This is a genomic window from Sphingomonas jeddahensis (genome assembly GCF_001981525.1).
Taxonomy (GTDB): domain Bacteria; phylum Pseudomonadota; class Alphaproteobacteria; order Sphingomonadales; family Sphingomonadaceae; genus Sphingomonas; species Sphingomonas jeddahensis.
In genome coordinates this window covers 49571-64775 of sequence record NZ_MPSB01000012.1, presented here as the reverse complement: position 1 = coordinate 64775, position 15205 = coordinate 49571, and the positions used below count along the sequence as shown (strand labels likewise).

Here is a 15205-nt window from a genome sequence, read left to right as displayed (position 1 = left end):
GGTGCCACGTACTCTGTGACTTGGAATTTGCGGCATGGTGGCCCCCGGCACAAGGCCGGGGTAACGGAAGTGGTTTGTAGGCGGACGTTGAGCTTCTGGCGTGTCCCTCGACTTCGCTCGGGACGAACGGGGTGTGAGCGTGGAGCTTAATGGAGCTGCTTGGGTTTGGCATGTCCTCGCGCTGTCAGCTCAGCGATCGTCGCTGCTTCCCCGGCGAAGGCCGGGGTCCAGTTGGAAGACGCCCGACGGAGCTCACCGCGCTTCACACCGGCTTTCCCAACTGGGCCCCGGCCTTCGCCGGGGAAGTGCATTGCTTAAGAGGCGAGCATATTGATGGATCGGCTTGATTTCGACATGGCGCGCGCGCTGACGCGGCGGCGGTTGCTGGCAGCGGGTGTTGCGGGGAGCGGGGCGATGCTTGCAGCCAAGGCATTGGCCGCGGACGTCGACCTGCGGCTGCCGGGCGGGCCGTCGCGGCGGGCGATGACGAGCGACTTTCCGCAGAAGGGGGCGATGATCCTGCAGCGGGTGCGCCCTGCGCTGCTGGAGACGCCGATGGAGGTGTTCCAGCAATCGCTCTACACGCCCAACGACCGCTTCTTCGTGCGCTGGCATTGGGGCGATTTGCCGACCAGCATCGACGTCGAGACCTATCGCATCCGCGTGGGCGGGCATGTGTCGCACCCGCTGTCGATCTCGCTCGCGCAACTGCTGCGCATGCCACGGATCGAACTGGCCGCGGTGAACCAATGTTCGGGCAATTCTCGCGGGCTGTTCCAACCGCGTGTGCCGGGTGCGCAATGGGGCCATGGCGCGATGGGCAATGCCAAATGGATGGGGGTTTCGCTGCGCCACCTGCTCGACCTTGCCGGCGTGCGCGGGGGCGCGGTGGCGGTGCGCGTCGGCGCGATGGACAAGCCATTGGTCGCGGGTGCGCCCGATTTCGAGAAATCCTTGGGCGTGGATCATGCGCGCGACGGCGAGGTGATGCTGGCGTTCGCGATGAACGGCGAGCAATTGCCGCTGCTCAACGGTTTCCCGGTGCGGCTGGTGGTGCCGGGCTGGTATTCCACTTATTGGATGAAGATGGTGGACACGATCGAAGTGCTGCCCGCGCCCGACGATCGTTACTGGATGGCCAAGGCGTACAAGATCCCGTCCACCCCGCACGCCCATGTCGTGCCGGGGACGAAGGATTTCCCGAGCGAGCCGATCAACCGCATGAATCCCCGCTCGTGGATCACCAGCATCACCGATGGCGCAACCTATGGCTATGATCCGGTGCTGCCGGTCGAGGGGATCGCCATGGGCGGCGACGTCGGGGTCACGCGGGTGGAGATTTCGGGCAACGGCGGGCGGACGTGGGAGGCGGCGGCGTTGGGGCGCGAGGATGATCGTTACGGCTTCCGCCGCTTTACTGCGCGCATCGGCGTGCCGCGACCGGGGCGCGTGCAGGTGATGGCGCGGTGCACAAACGCACGGGGGGAAACACAGCCGATGGCGGCGAACTGGAATCCGGGCGGATATATGCGCAATTGCGTTGAGCCGATCACCGTGAGGCTGAGCTGATGCGCGCGCCGAGTTTTGGGGTGATCGCGCTGGTGCTGATCGGGGCGACTTTGGCGGTGCTGGTTGCGGTGAGCGGGCGTGAGCGTGCCGCTGTGCCGGTGGCGGCGGTCTCGGCGGCGCCGGATGCAACCTCGGTCGCTGGCGGGGGGATCACGCTGACATCAACGGCAATGGAACTCCCTGACGACGCGGCGGTGTTTCCGGAGGGGCCGAATGTGGATCTGGTCAACCAGCGGTGCCTGGCGTGCCATTCGACGACCATGGTGTTGAGCCAGCCCAAGATGACGGCACAGCAATGGCAAGCGGCGGTGGAGAAGATGCGCGACGCTTACCACGCGCCGGTGGCCGAAGGTGAGGTGGCGCCGATCGTGGCGTATCTGGCGGGACGGCAGGGGAGCTGATCGGGCGGGTGAAATTGGGGCTTTTATCCTCCCCGGCACGGGAAGAGGGACCAGCCGCAGGCTGGTGGAGGGGCGTTTCCGCAAACGTTACCTTTCGTAGGACCGCCCCTCCACCACCGCGCTGCGCGCGGCGGTCCCCCTCCCCTTGCAGGGGAGGATAGAACGTTTCCCCTCGCGCGTTTGTCACCTCCCGGACCGATACGACACGATCATGGTCGGACCTTCTTTTCTATCGCGCGGGCCATTTCGCGCCACGGACACGGCTGCGCCAGCGCCTACCTTTCTGGATGCTCCACTTCGCTCCCAAAGGCACCGATTGCGGACGCGATGGCGGCAGGCACGCGTGGTATAATCATGATGGCGAACAGTCCGCCTGCTATCATTGCAAGCTCGTGTTGAAGGGCACTCACTGGCCGAGCTGACGATCATGAGGGGGCTGAAGCAGTCTAGCCGCACTGCCGTCATGCTGAACTTGTTTCAGCATCCATCGTGCCGGGGGCACCGACCATGCGGGCGGATGGGTGGACCCTGAAACGAGTTCAGGGTGACGGCCTGGGTGGGGCGATGCTCCTATGTCCCACCGGCGGCTGACGGGTCGCACGCACCGATCGTCACGCCCGCGACATTATGTCCTATGGGACAGGCGCTCGGCTCGCTTATGGACGCCAGGATGAGCACCGCCCCGTCCGACACCGCGCGCCCTACCATCCGCGATGTCGCGCGCCTTGCCGGCGTTTCGATCAAGACCGTCTCCCGCGTCATCAACGACCAGCAATATGTCAGCGCCGAGAAGCGCGAGCGTGTGCGGCAGGTGATGGCGGAGATCGGATTTCAACCGAGCCAGGCGGCGCGTGCGCTGGCCGGGCATCGATCGCACCAGATCGCGCTGATCTGCGACAATCCCAATCCCTGGTATGTCTATGAGATTCAGCTGGGGGTGCGCGAACGCTGCGCACGCGACAAGATCCGCATGATCGCCCAGCCCTATGACCGCGCCTCGCCGACATTGCTGGAGGATATCGTCGCGCTGATCGACCAGTCGCATCCCGACGGGCTGGTGCTGGCGCCGCCCGCCTGCGACGACCAGCGCGTGATGGACGAGCTGATGCGGCGGGGGATCCCCTATGTGCGGCTCCAGCCGGGGATGCGGATCGAGGAAGGGGCGAGCGCGGCGATCGACAACAAGCGTGCAGCCTATGACATGACCGCGCATCTGCTGGAGCTCGGCCACCGGCGGATCGGCTTCATCGTCGGCGATCGCAGCTATGCCGCCTCGGGACAGCGGCTGGCGGGCTATGTCCGCGCGCTGGGCGACGCGGGCGAGGAGCTCGACATGGAATTGGTGCGGCAGGGGCGGTTCGATTTCGCTTCGGGCGAAGCGGCGGCGGAGGCGTTGTTGGCGCTGGCCGAGCCGCCGACCGCCATATTCGCGTCGAGCGATGACATGGCGGCGGGCGCGCTGGCGGCGGCGCACCGGCGCGGAATCCGTGTGCCCCGCGAATTGTCCGTCGTGGGGTTCGACGACGGGCCGACTGCGCAAATCGTCTGGCCGGCATTGACAACCGTGCGCCAGCCGGTGCGCGAGCTGGCCGATGCGGCGACGGACCTGCTGCTCGATCCACCAGGCGGGGGCGCGGCGCAGCAGCGACACTTGCCGCACGAACTCGTTATCCGCGGATCGTCAGCGCCGCCAAATGGTTGACGTGGCGCTGCGCGGGTGACACCGTTGTCCTACGACGGACGGAGAGGATGATGGTGGAAGGATTGGGCAGCACCCGCCGGTTGCTGATCGTGGGGCTCGCCTTCACTGCGATCATGCTGAACTATGTCGATCGGCAAATCATCGCGCTGCTGAAGCCGATGCTGCAGGGCGAGTTCGGGTGGAGCGACCGCGACTATAGCCACATGGCCTCCGCGTTCCAGTTTTCCGCGGCGGTGGCATTTCTGGGCACCGGCTGGTTCATCGACCGGATCGGGCTGCGGCGCGGGTTCGCGATCGGCGTGGGCGCGTGGAGCCTTGCGGGCATGGCGCATGCGTTCGTTTCCAGCGTGGGCGGGTTCGTCGGCGTGCGCGCGGCGCTGGGCGCGGCCGAATCGATCGGCACGCCGGCGCAGGTGAAAACCGCGGCGACATACTTTCCGCCCGAGCAGCGATCCTTGATGCTGGGGATCGGCAACATGGCGTCGAACTTCGGCGCGGTGGTGGCGCCGCTGACGATCCCGGCGCTGGCGCTGTGGCTGGGGTGGCGCGCGGCGTTCCTGATCGCGGGCGGGCTTGGGCTCGTCTGGGTGGTGGCGTGGCTGATCGTCACGCCGCGCGGGGCGGCGGGCAGTGCCGCCGCCGGGGATAAGGGCGCGAGCGTGCCATGGACGTCCTTGCTCAAGGACCGGCGGCAATGGGCGGTGATCGCAGCCAAGGCGCTGAGCGACCAGGTGTGGTGGTTCCTGCTGTTCTTCATGCCCGACCTGTTCCATCGCATGTTCGGGCTGAGCCAGGGCGAGCTCGGCGTGCCGATCGCGATGATCTATTTCCTTGCCGCGCTCGGCTCGCTGAGCGGGGGCATCCTGCCCACGTATCTGCTGCGGCGGGGCGTGGACGTGAACCGGGCGCGCAAGGGTTCGATGCTGCTCTATGCCTTGCTGATCCTGCCAGTGCCTTTGGTGCTGCTGACGGGCGATCCGTGGGTGGCGGCGGGGCTGCTGGGGCTGGGGCTGTTCGCGCACCAGGGCTTTTCCACCAACGTGTTCGCGATGACGGCGGATATCTTCCCGTCGCGGATGATCGGCACGGCGATCGGCATTGGGGCGTTTGCCGGCAACCTCAGCGGCATGGGGATGATCGAGCTCGCTGGCTGGTCGCTGGATCACGGGCATGGCTATACGCCGCTGCTGCTGATCTGCGGGGGTTCGTACCTGGTGGCGCTGCTGCTGATCCACCTCTTGGTGCCAAAGCTGGTGGTGGCGGAGCCGGGTGCGGCAAAGGTGGCGCCGGCGGGGCATTGAGGCGGGGCGGTTTCGTCCGATTGCTGCGCTTGAGCTTGCTTTCCGAGTTTCACCCCTCCGCCGGCGTCGGTGGAGCGGTGAATGCTGCAACAGGTTCAGCACGGCGGCGCGGGACCGCGACTTCCGCCTAGTTGCGGGTGCTGGTCGGGCACCGCTATGCTAATGCAGATGGCTGGGATCGGACCCGAAGAGTGGTTAGCGGCGGAACGCGGCGACCAGCAGGTTTCGCGTTCGCGATGAAAAGAGTGCTTGCGGGCATTTATTCACCCGCTTCGTTCGTGGTCTTGCCGGCAATTGCCTCGCTCCCGATCATGGCTGTTGAAGGAGAGGGCGACTTCATTGTTCCAGTAATGGGGGCGATGTGGGCAGCTTTGTCTTTCACTGCCTTCTGCGTCGGCAGAGGCTTTGAAAAACAGTCGGTTCGTCGCGCTTGTGCTACTGGGGCGGCCGTTTGGTCGTTGCTGCTCGCTCTTGCGATGTTCGGAATGACAATGGCCTTCATGGCCGATGGTGGTTGGGGCTGAATACCCACATCAGCCTCCGCTGCCCCCAATCCCCGGCATTGCGGTGCCTTCGCCTCGTGCCTTCATTGGATCCCGGACCAAGTCCGGGATGACAGCCGGGCCAGCGATCCGGATACAAGTTCGTTCCGCTCCTTTCCCCTCCCCGTCATGCCCCTCCACCCCGCACAAAAAAGACCCCCGGATTGCTCCGGGGGTCTTCAGCTCCTGATCCGAGCGGGGGTGGATCAGAAGTTGATGCGGCCGGTGACGCCGTAATAACGATCGGCGTCGCGCGGGATCTGGTAGCGGTAGGAGCCAGCCGGGCCGCCGTTCTGGATGGCGGCGGCGAAGCTCTGGTCGAACAGGTTGCGGACCATGAAGGTCAGGCGGAAGCGATCGTCCTGATCGCCGACGCCCGCCGACAGGTTGACCAGTCCATAGCCGTCGATCGTGCCCAGGCGGCGCTGCACCGCGTCGGGCGAGAAGAGCGCGAGCTGCTTCGACTGGTAATTACCCTGCGCGCCGAGGAACACGTCAACCACGCCGCCGGTGCGGACGCGATAATCCATGCCAAGCGATCCCTTCCACTTGGGCGCGAACGGCAAGGACGTGCCCGAGGGGATTACCGCCGTGGCCGGTGCGCCGGGTGGCTGGAAGAACTGATCGACGTGCGCCTCGGTGTAGGCGATGCCGCCCGAGATCGACAGATCGTCGATCGGGCGCAGCACCAGATCCGCCTCGATGCCGCGAGTGGAAACTTCGCCCGCGTTGGTGAAGCGGGTGACGACCACGCCAGCGACGAGATCCGGGTTATTGGCCTGGAAATTGTCATATTTGGCGTAGAAGGCCGCGAGGTTCAGCGTCAGCGCGCCGTTGAACAAGGTGTTCTTCAGGCCGATCTCATAGCTGTCCGACGTTTCGGCCGCGACGACATTGGTGCCGTTGCTGTTGAGATTGTAGAAGACGTTGAACGCCGGCCCCTTGTAGCCGCGCGTCCAGCCGCCATAGGCGACCACATCGCGGCTGACATCGAACTGGAGCGAGGCCTTACCCGACCAATTGTCGTTGGTCGTCTTGCCGCGCCAAGCGACGCCGTTCGACGCAGCCACGGCGCCGGTCTGCGCAGCGGCCGGCGTGGCGCCGGCGGCGAGCAGCTGGTTATAGCGATCGAACACGCCCTGGTCGAAGTTCGCGTTGACGCCGGGGCCCGCCAACGTGGTCGCGCGGCGATGCCACACGTTGAGCTGATCGGTGGTGTAGCGAACGCCGCCGATGAAGCGGAAGCGATCGGTGAAGTTCGCGGTGAACTGGCTGAACGCGGCGATATTCTGGAACACCGAACCGAAGGTCGCCACGCCGAACGGATTGGTGATCGCCGGCGCGCCCGGGCTGCCGCAAGGCACGAGCGCGGTCGGCGCCGCCGTGCCGCAATTCACCACCGAGCGCGAGAAGGTGCGTTCCGATGCTGCGCGCGAGTAATAAGCGCCAACCACGTAGGAAAGGAACTGCTGCGAGGGCGAGGTGATGCGCACTTCCTGGCTGAATGTATCGCCGGTCTGCGGGCCGAGATCGTGCAGCTGGGTGAAGCCGACATAGGGCGCGGCGAGGAAATCGCCGTCGCGCACTTCGGTGTTCGAATATTCGCGATAAGCGGTGATGCTGGTGACGGTCTGCGTGCCCAGTTCGGTGTCGATCTGGATCGACGCGCCATAGCCCTCTTCCTCCGTACGGGTGATGAGGTTCTGGTTGATGCGGCGCGTCTCGTCGCCGCGGGGCGTGGGCAGCACGGCCGAGATCGGGCTGGTGATCGGATTGCCGGCGGCGTTGAGCGGGCCAGTGCCGATCACTTCGGCGCAGCAATCGTCGTCATTCTTGTGGTAATCGGCGATGATCGCGACGGTCGTGGCGTCGCTTGGCGTCCATTTCAGCTGCACGCGGCCGCCGACATGCTCATAGCCGTTGACGCGGCGGCCACCGAAAGCGTCGTTGCGGATGTTGCCATCGAAGCGGCTGTAAAAGCCGGTAAAGCGCGACAGCAGGTTCTCCGTGATCGGCACGTTCAATGCGCCGCGAATGCGCGCCTCGTTGCCGCCGGTGAAATAGCTGCCCTCGAGATAGCCGCCGAAATCGCGCGTCGGCTGCTTGGTGACGATGTTGACCACGCCGGCCGAGGCGTTCTTGCCGAACAACGTGCCCTGCGGCCCACGCAGCACTTCCATGCGCTCGATATCGACAAGGTCGCCGAACGCCTCACCAGTGCGTGCGAACACGACGCCGTCGACCACGGCGGAGACGGACGGCTCACCGGCGATCGAGAAGGTGGTGGTGCCGACACCGCGCAGGAACAGCGACTGGTTGAGTGTGGTGCCCGACTTCTGGAAGTTGAGCGCGGGGACAAGGTTCACCGCGCCATCGAGGCCGGGCGAGCCGGTGGCGGTGAGCGCGTCGCCGCCGATCACCGATACGGCGAGCGGCACGTCCTGAAGACGCTCGCTACGCTTCTGCGCTGTGACAACGATGTCGCCAACCGACGCATCTTCCGTCGCCGGCGATTCGGCGGCAACGCCCGGCGCCGGTGCGCCTTGCTGCTGTTCGCTGGCCGGCTCGACCGTCTGCCCCTCGGGCGACATGGCCTGCGCCGAAGCGCCCTGTGCGGCGACGACCAAGCCCGCGGTTGCCGCGAGCAAAAGCGCCTTGGACGAGAAACTTACCATTACCCTCTCCTACCCCAAACCCAGTCAGACGCCGGCTTTACCCTAGCCCCGTGCTCAATGCCCACTTAGAAGATCGGCATTGGCAAAGCGAGCCGATTCACGGCGCTGTCATTATTTGACGGCTTCCCCTTACGCCGATTCGGACCTATAAGACAACGGTGTCTTATTTAGCCTCCCCCGCTCGCTCCGTCGCGCTAGGCGATACTGGTCTCACCATCAGCACCATTGCCTGGGGCATGTGGCGCTTTCGCGGGACGGATGTTGCTGCCGCGCGCGCATTGGTGGAGGCAGCGTTCGACGCGGGCATCACCTTGTTCGACACGGCCGATATCTACGGCCCCGACAACAATGAGGATTTCGGCGCGGCCGAGGCGCTGCTCGGCCGGGTGTTCGCCGAAGCCCCTGCCCTGCGTGATAAGATGGTGCTCGCGTCCAAGGGCGGCATCAGCATGGGCGTGCCGTATGATTCGAGCCCGGCCTATCTCGCTAGCGCGATTGATGCGTCACTGACGCGCCTGCGCTGCGACAACATCGACCTCTACCAGATCCACCGCCCCGACCTTCTCGCGCATCCGCAGGAAGTGGCGCGCGCGCTGGACGATGCACGCACGGCGGGGAAGATCACCGCGATCGGGGTGTCCAACCACACGCCGCAGCAGACCGCCGCGCTGGCCGAATTCCTGCCGGTGCCGATCGTCAGCCACCAGCCGGAATTCTCGGCGCTGACCACCGCGCCGCTGTTCGACGGGCTGTTCGATCAGGCAATGGCGCGCGGCATGGCGATCCTGGCCTGGTCACCGCTGGGCGGCGGGCGCCTTGCGAATCCGCAGGACGCTCGCGCCACGGCGGTAGCCGAACTGCTGGACAAGAAGGCGGCGGAGACGGGCGTCGATCGCGCCGCGGCGGCCTATAGCTGGATCATGGCGCATCCCGCGCGCCCGATCCCGATCGTCGGAACACAGAATGCGGCGCGGATCGCCACGATCCCCGACGCCTACAAGCCGCAATGGACGCGTGCCGAATGGTATGACGTCCTCCAGGCAAGCATGGGAGAGAAACTGCCGTGACGGGTGCAAGCGACCAACAGTGCGAAGTCAGCTGGTTTTCCGCGCTGTGCGATGACGATTACGAATTCCTGGGCGTTCCCGACGCCAAGCTGAAATCGAGCTGGGAACATTGCCGCGACATCGTCCTGCAGGCCGAAAGCGGCGGGTTCGACAATATCCTGCTGCCGTCGGGCTATGCCTTGGGGATCGACACCACGGCCTTTGCCGCGGCGATCGCCACACTGGTGAAGCGCATCCGCCTGCTGATGGCGGTGCGGATCGGTGAGAGCTGGCCGCCGCAGCTGGCGCGCCAGATTGCGACGATCGACCGCATCCTGGGTGGTCGGCTGACGGTGAACATCATTTCCTCCGACCTGCCGGGCGAGACTTTGGCGTCGGCGCCGCGTTACGCGCGCACGCTGGAGGCGATGCAGATCCTCAAGACGATGCTGAACGGCGAGCCGCTGGATCACCAAGGCGAGTTCTGGAAGCTGAAGCTGGATCCGCCGGCGGTGACCACCGTGTCGGGCAAGGCGCCGCCGCTGTATTTCGGCGGGCTCTCCCCGGACGCGCGCGAGGTCGCGGCGCAGGGCGCGGATGTCTATCTGATGTGGCCCGACAAGCGCGAAGCGGTACAGGCGATCATCGACGACATGACCGCGCGTGCCGCCAAGCACGGTCGCACGCTGAAGTTCGGTTACCGCGCGCATGTCGTGGTGCGCGACACCGAGGCCGAGGCGCGCACGGCCGCGGGTCGGCTGTTGTCGAAGCTGGACGCGGCGCAGGGCGAGGCGATCCGCAACAAGTCGCTCGACACTACCTCCACCGGCGTCGCCGCGCAGGCGGCGTTGCGCGAGGGCGCGACCGACGATGGCTATGCCGAGGAGAATTTGTGGACCGGTGTCGGGCGTGCGCGCTCCGGCTGCGGCGCGGCGATCGTCGGCGATCCGGATCAGGTTCTGGCGAAGCTGCGGATGTACCAGGACATGGGGATCGAGGCGTTCATCCTGTCGGGCTATCCGCATGCGGCGGAGGCGGATCTGTTCGCCCGGCATGTGCTGCCCAAGCTGAGCCACGGGCCGCTGGTGCTCTGACCTGATGTACATGGAGAGGGTGTTGGGTCCCTCTCCCGATGCGGAACCTCTCCTCCCGTTCGTGCTGAGCTTGTCGAAGCACGTGTCGCGGGCGCTGTCGTGTGGGACACGCCCTTCGACGAGCTCAGGGCGAACGGTGCGGGTTGGTCTCCTCGATCAAAGAACGTGAGGGAGAGGACGATGACCCAGAACAAACCGCTGATCGTCGGGATCGGCGGCACCACCGTGGCCGGCTCCTCGACCGAGCGGGCGTTGCAGATCGCGCTGGCCGCCGCCGCCGAAGCGGGTGCGGAGACTCGGCTGTTCGGGGGCGAAGCGCTGGTGCAGGTGCCGCTCTATACGCCGGGCCTGACGGATCGCTCAGTTATCGAGAACGAGCTGGTCGAAGCGGTGCGCGCCGCGTCGGGCATCATCATCGCATCGCCCGGCTATCACGGCAGCGTGTCGGGGCTGGTGAAGAATGCGATCGACCTGCTGGAGGAAACCGCACGCGATGCGCGGCCGTATCTGGCGGACGTACCGGTAGGGCTGATCGCGACGGCCTATGGCTGGCAGGCGACCGGATCGACGGTGGCGGCGCTGCGTTCGATCGCGCATGCGCTGCGCGGCTGGCCGACGCCGTTCGCGGCTACGATCAACAGCGCGCAATGCAAGCTCGACGCTGAGGGCGGGTGCAGCGATCCCGCAGTGGCGGAGCAGCTTCGGCTGGTCGGGCGGCAGGTGGCGGCGGCGTCGTTGCGCGACCATGCAGCGAGGGCCGCATGAGCGTTCTGCTGAAAGCGGTCGCCGGCGGGTTCGACCTGTTCGCGGGCGACGTGCTGGTGGTGCGGCACCGCGCCGAGGCGCCGGCGCTGTTCGTCGGCGCGGGGCGGCCGCTGGTCGACATGTACCGCGGCAATTACTTCCTGGAGGATCGCCTCGACGAGCGGATCGCGTTGCGCGATATATCGGTCGATGGCGATACGGTGACGTTGTCGGCGGGCGGGCGAGCGCTGCTGACGCTGACCGTCCGGGATGGTGCGATCGCCTTTGCGGCGCACGATCCGTCGCTCAACCGGCTGTGGCTGCGCTGCGTCGGCGAGGCGGGCGAGCGGCTGTGGGGCGGCGGCGAGCAGATGTCGTACGTCGACATGGCCGGGCGGCGCTTTCCGTTGTGGACGTCGGAGCCGGGGGTCGGGCGTGACAAGTCGACGCTGCTGACGTTCCAGTGCGACCGCGATCATCGCTCGGGCGGCGATTATTGGAACACCAATTACCCGCAACCGACATTTGTATCCTCGCGGCATTATGCGCTGCATGTCGACACGACGGCCTATAGCTGCTTCGACTTCCGCGATGCCGATGCGCCGACGATCGAGGTCTGGGAAATACCGGCGCGGATCGAGCTGTTCAGCGCGGATCGCTTCGCGGCGCTGGTGGAGCAACTGTCGACGCGCTTCGGGCGCCAGCCGCTGCTTCCGGAATGGGCCTATTCGGGCGCGATCCTCGGGCTGAAGGAGGGCGAGCGGTCGTTCGAGCGGATGGAGGCGATGATCGCCGCGGGGGCGGTCGTTACCGGGCTGTGGTGCGAGGATTGGGTGGGCCTGCGCATCACCAGCTTCGGCAAACGGCTGTTCTGGGACTGGAAGGCGAACGAGGCGCGCTATCCGAAGCTGCGGGAGAAGATTGCCGAACTCAACGATCGCGGCATCCGGTTTCTTGGCTATGTGAATCCGTATCTGGCGGTCGATGGCTCGCTGTACGTCGAGGCGGCGGAGGCGGGCTATCTGGCGCTCGAACTGGATGCGGACGAGCCGTATCTGGTCGATTTCGGCGAATTCGATTGCGGGATCGTCGATTTCACCAATCCCGCTGCGGCCGACTGGTTCGCCGATCGGGTGATCGGGCGTGAGATGCTCGATTTCGGGCTGTCGGGGTGGATGGCGGACTTCGGCGAATATCTGCCAACCGACGTGCGATTGCACGACGGCACGGACGGGATGCTGGCGCACAATGCCTGGCCGACGATCTGGGCCGAGGTGAATGCCCGCGCGATCGCGTCGCGGGAGAAGACGGGCGATGCGGTGTTCTTCATGCGTGCGGGATTCACGGGGGTTGGCGCGCATTGCCCGCTGCTGTGGGCGGGCGACCAGAGCGTCGATTTCTCCCGGCATGACGGGATCGGCACCGTGATCCGCGGCGCGCTGTCCTCGGGGTTGGTGGGGAATGCCTATCACCACAGCGACTTGGGCGGGTACACCAGCCTGTACGACAATGTGCGCACGGCCGAGCTGCTGATGCGATGGAGCGAATTGTCGGCCTTCTCGCCGGTGATGCGCAGCCATGAGGGCAACCGGCCGGATACGAACCTTCAGCTGGACGGCGATGCGGACGTGCTGGCGCATTTCGTGGCGATGACCAAGGTGCATGCGGCGCTGGCGCCCTATGTCGCGGGCTTGTGCCAGGAGGCGGCGGAGACCGGCTTACCGCTGCAACGGCCGTTGTTCCTCGATTACGAGGATGATGCCGGCTGCTGGGGCATCGAGACGCAATTCGCTTACGGCCGCGATCTGGTGGTGGCGCCGGTGATCGAGGCAGGCGCGGAACGCTGGTCGGCGTATCTGCCGGCGGGGGCCGAGTGGCGGCATCTGTGGTCGGGCGAGACGTTCGCCGGGGGCGCGACAGTCGAGGTGGCGGCGCCGATCGGGGAGCCGCCGGTGTTCTGGCGGACGGATAGCGCGCATGCGGCGCTGTTCGCTGCGGTGGCGGATCTGTGAGCTACGCTCCTGGCCTGCACCCCGGCGAACGCCGGGGCCCAGTTACGGATTGCGCCTTGGCTGGCGCTGCGCTCCATTGCCCAAGCCTTTCCAACTGGGCCCCGGCCTTGGCCGGGGAACTGCGGGTGGCCAGGGGAGATGTTGCGTGACGAAATATCCCACCCTCCCCCTTGCCGCCGATCTCTACAACGATCTGGAGCCATCGCCGGAGAGCAGTTGGCGCGATCTCGTGCCGGGGCTGATGGTGGCGGTGCTCGCGACCATGGCGGCGGCGTTCGTGGCGGATCATTACAGCGCGCCGCTGACGCTGATGGCGCTGCTGATCGGATTGGCGCTCAACTTTCTGGGTGCCGATCCGCGCATAGGGCCGGGGCTGGGCTTTGCGTCCAAGACCTTGTTGCGCTGGGGCATCGTGCTGGTCGGCGCGCGGATCACCTTGGGGCAAATTATCGACCTGGGGCCGCTGACCTTGCTCGCGGTGGTGGCGATCCTGTTGGCGACGCTGGGCGTGGGCGTGGTGGTGGCACGGGCGACCGGGCTGGGCGGCGCGTTCGGCACGCTGGCAGGCGGCGCGGTGGCGATCTGCGGCGCCTCCGCCGCCATGGCGCTGGCGACGACATTGGGCGAGAAGCGCGCCAATCAGGCGCAGCTCGCGCTGGTGCTGGTCGGCATCTCGGCGGCGAGCGCGACCGCGATGTTCCTCTATCCCTCGCTGGCGCATCAGCTGGGGCTGAGCGATCGGCAGGCGGGGTTCATGCTGGGCGCGTCGATCCATGACGTCGCTCAGGCGCTGGGCGCGGGGTACAGCTATTCGGACAGCGCCGGCCAGATCGCCGCAATCGTCAAGCTCACGCGCGTGGCGCTGCTCGCGCCGGTGCTGGCGCTGGTGGCGGCGTTCTTCCGCGCGGAGGATGGCAAGCGGACGGGGATCACCTTGCCGTGGTTCGTGGTCGGGTTCTTCGTATTCGCGGGAATCAATTCGACGGGCGTGATTCCGGCGGCGGCGAGCGGCGGGGCGCAGGATGTGGCGACGGCGTGCCTCGCCTGTGCGGTGGCGGCGACGGGGATTCGTGCGCCGATGAGCTCGCTGCTGGAGACCGGGTTCAAGCCGCTGCTGGTGATCATCGTGTCGTCGCTGGTGGCGCTGGCCCTCTCACTCGGCGCGGCGGTGCTGCTGCTGTAACTACGCGAGCCAAGCGAAGGCTTGGCGAAGCTGCTCGGTGCCGTTGCCGCGGAAGATGTCGCCGTGGGCGAAGAGCACCGTTTCGGGCTGGAGTGCGATCATCGTGTCCATGGCAGCGCGCACCTCCGCCTTCTTGGCGGCGAGCGCGGGGCGGACCTGAAGCCCGGTGGTGGCCGACGTAGCCCGCATGCCGCGCATCAGGACCGCGGTGACGGGCCCAAGCTTTTCGGGATCGAGATTCTCGACCAGATCGGTGAGCACCAAGGTGCGGCTGGCCTTGTGGAAGAACCACGCCTCCTCGAAGCCGCCGCCGCCGCGCACCAGCCCCTGCTCCACGTCGCCGGCCCATTCGGGCGGCGCGCTTGAGCCGAGATCGCGGTCGATGCGGACGCCCGAGCGCTGCACCTGCGGGCGGGTGCGCAGGACGGGCACGCCCCAAGTGGTGGCGTCGGGGCAGGCGCGCTGCCATTCCTGAAGAAAGGTCCAATGGGCCATGGTGGACGCGACGAGGTGGCGGATCGGGCCGATCGCCGCCAAGGCGCGCGCGAGTTCGGGCGTATAGCGCGTCGGTGAGTGCAGCAGCAGGCCGCCGTCTGCGAGGCGGATCACCGTCATGCGGATCGGCAGCTTCATGCCCATTGCGCTGAACGGCCCGCTGTCGACGATCCACAGATCGGGGCCGAGCGGCTTGGGTGTATCGAGCGGCGGATAGGTAATCGCGGTGTCGTCGCCCGCCTTGCCGCGCGCGAAATAAAGCGCGAGGCCTGCCGCGGCGGCGGTGCCGAGCAGGAGCAGGCGGCCGGTGCGTCGTTCGGTCATGGTCGTTCTCTCCGCCCTATTTCGTCACCCCGGCCTTGATCGGGGGTCCGGCTTCTTCTGCCAGCGGGCCAGGCAGCGGGACACCGGCTCAAGGCCGGGGTGACGGTTCACTGTGCA

General features: G+C 66.6%; 12 protein-coding genes. 10 read left to right on the top strand and 2 right to left on the bottom strand.

The window, feature by feature from the left end; translation table 11 throughout:
- The first annotated feature begins 333 nt into the window (after positions 1-333).
- The 5 genes from SPHI_RS12225 (at position 334) to SPHI_RS12205 (ending at position 5497) form a co-directional block, all read left to right on the top strand.
- Positions 334-1569 (top strand): molybdopterin-dependent oxidoreductase, encoded by a 1236-nt coding sequence (locus SPHI_RS12225; protein WP_076745235.1) that lies wholly within the window; start codon positions 334-336, stop codon positions 1567-1569.
- On the top strand, positions 1569-1970 hold the full coding sequence (locus tag SPHI_RS12220; RefSeq protein ID WP_083719973.1) for a hypothetical protein: 402 nt from the start codon (positions 1569-1571) through the stop codon (positions 1968-1970). The genes SPHI_RS12225 and SPHI_RS12220 overlap by 1 nt, the downstream gene beginning before the upstream one ends.
- A gap of 670 nt (positions 1971-2640) precedes the next feature.
- Positions 2641-3672 carry a LacI family DNA-binding transcriptional regulator gene (locus tag SPHI_RS12215; RefSeq protein ID WP_076745234.1) on the top strand — a complete coding sequence of 344 codons (1032 nt, stop codon included), beginning with the start codon at positions 2641-2643 and terminating at the stop codon, positions 3670-3672.
- Between the two features lie 50 nt (positions 3673-3722).
- Positions 3723-4973, top strand: a complete 1251-nt coding sequence (locus tag SPHI_RS12210) for an MFS transporter (protein WP_332888921.1) — start codon at positions 3723-3725, stop codon at positions 4971-4973.
- A gap of 236 nt (positions 4974-5209) precedes the next feature.
- The gene (locus SPHI_RS12205; RefSeq protein WP_076745232.1) at positions 5210-5497 is read left to right on the top strand and encodes a hypothetical protein; all 288 of its coding nucleotides are present in this window, start codon (positions 5210-5212) and stop codon (positions 5495-5497) included.
- Between the two features lie 224 nt (positions 5498-5721).
- Here the strand turns inward: SPHI_RS12205 and SPHI_RS12200 are convergent, their stop codons facing one another.
- The gene (locus tag SPHI_RS12200) at positions 5722-8190 is read right to left on the bottom strand and encodes a TonB-dependent receptor (RefSeq protein ID WP_076745231.1); all 2469 of its coding nucleotides are present in this window, start codon (positions 8188-8190) and stop codon (positions 5722-5724) included.
- A 158-nt stretch (positions 8191-8348) separates the two neighbouring features.
- Here SPHI_RS12200 and SPHI_RS12195 point away from each other — a divergent pair, with 158 nt between their 5' ends.
- From SPHI_RS12195 to SPHI_RS12175, 5 genes are all read left to right on the top strand, one after another.
- On the top strand, positions 8349-9257 hold the full coding sequence (locus tag SPHI_RS12195) for an aldo/keto reductase (RefSeq protein WP_408640489.1): 909 nt from the start codon (positions 8349-8351) through the stop codon (positions 9255-9257).
- Positions 9254-10330: an LLM class flavin-dependent oxidoreductase gene (locus tag SPHI_RS12190; protein WP_076745229.1), complete on the top strand. Its 1077-nt coding sequence runs from the start codon at positions 9254-9256 to the stop codon at positions 10328-10330. Before SPHI_RS12195 ends, SPHI_RS12190 begins: the two co-directional genes overlap by 4 nt.
- A gap of 180 nt (positions 10331-10510) precedes the next feature.
- Complete coding sequence (locus SPHI_RS12185) at positions 10511-11095, top strand: NADPH-dependent FMN reductase (protein ID WP_076745228.1); 585 nt, start codon at positions 10511-10513, stop codon at positions 11093-11095.
- Positions 11092-13086, top strand: coding sequence for an alpha-glucosidase (locus SPHI_RS12180; RefSeq protein ID WP_076745227.1), 1995 nt, complete (start codon positions 11092-11094; stop codon positions 13084-13086). The genes SPHI_RS12185 and SPHI_RS12180 overlap by 4 nt, the downstream gene beginning before the upstream one ends.
- A 145-nt stretch (positions 13087-13231) precedes the next feature.
- Complete coding sequence (locus SPHI_RS12175) at positions 13232-14269, top strand: YeiH family protein (RefSeq protein ID WP_076745226.1); 1038 nt, start codon at positions 13232-13234, stop codon at positions 14267-14269.
- Here SPHI_RS12175 and SPHI_RS12170 read toward each other — a convergent pair whose 3' ends face one another.
- Positions 14270-15088 carry a DUF4336 domain-containing protein gene (locus tag SPHI_RS12170; RefSeq protein WP_083719970.1) on the bottom strand — a complete coding sequence of 273 codons (819 nt, stop codon included), beginning with the start codon at positions 15086-15088 and terminating at the stop codon, positions 14270-14272.
- Positions 15089-15205 lie beyond the last annotated feature (117 nt).

Bases quoted from the DNA above. Each gene is read 5' to 3' on its own strand.
- SPHI_RS12220 (WP_083719973.1), top strand. From the start codon at position 1,569: ATGCGCGCGCCGAGTTTTGGGGTGATCGCGCTGGTGCTGATCGGGGCG.
- SPHI_RS12225 (WP_076745235.1), top strand. From the start codon at position 334: ATGGATCGGCTTGATTTCGACATGGCGCGCGCGCTGACGCGGCGGCGG.
- SPHI_RS12215 (WP_076745234.1), top strand. From the start codon at position 2,641: ATGAGCACCGCCCCGTCCGACACCGCGCGCCCTACCATCCGCGATGTC.
- SPHI_RS12200 (WP_076745231.1), bottom strand. From the start codon at position 8,190: ATGGTAAGTTTCTCGTCCAAGGCGCTTTTGCTCGCGGCAACCGCGGGC.
- SPHI_RS12180 (WP_076745227.1), top strand. From the start codon at position 11,092: ATGAGCGTTCTGCTGAAAGCGGTCGCCGGCGGGTTCGACCTGTTCGCG.
- SPHI_RS12185 (WP_076745228.1), top strand. From the start codon at position 10,511: ATGACCCAGAACAAACCGCTGATCGTCGGGATCGGCGGCACCACCGTG.
- SPHI_RS12170 (WP_083719970.1), bottom strand. From the start codon at position 15,088: ATGACCGAACGACGCACCGGCCGCCTGCTCCTGCTCGGCACCGCCGCC.
- SPHI_RS12205 (WP_076745232.1), top strand. From the start codon at position 5,210: ATGAAAAGAGTGCTTGCGGGCATTTATTCACCCGCTTCGTTCGTGGTC.
- SPHI_RS12210 (WP_332888921.1), top strand. From the start codon at position 3,723: ATGGTGGAAGGATTGGGCAGCACCCGCCGGTTGCTGATCGTGGGGCTC.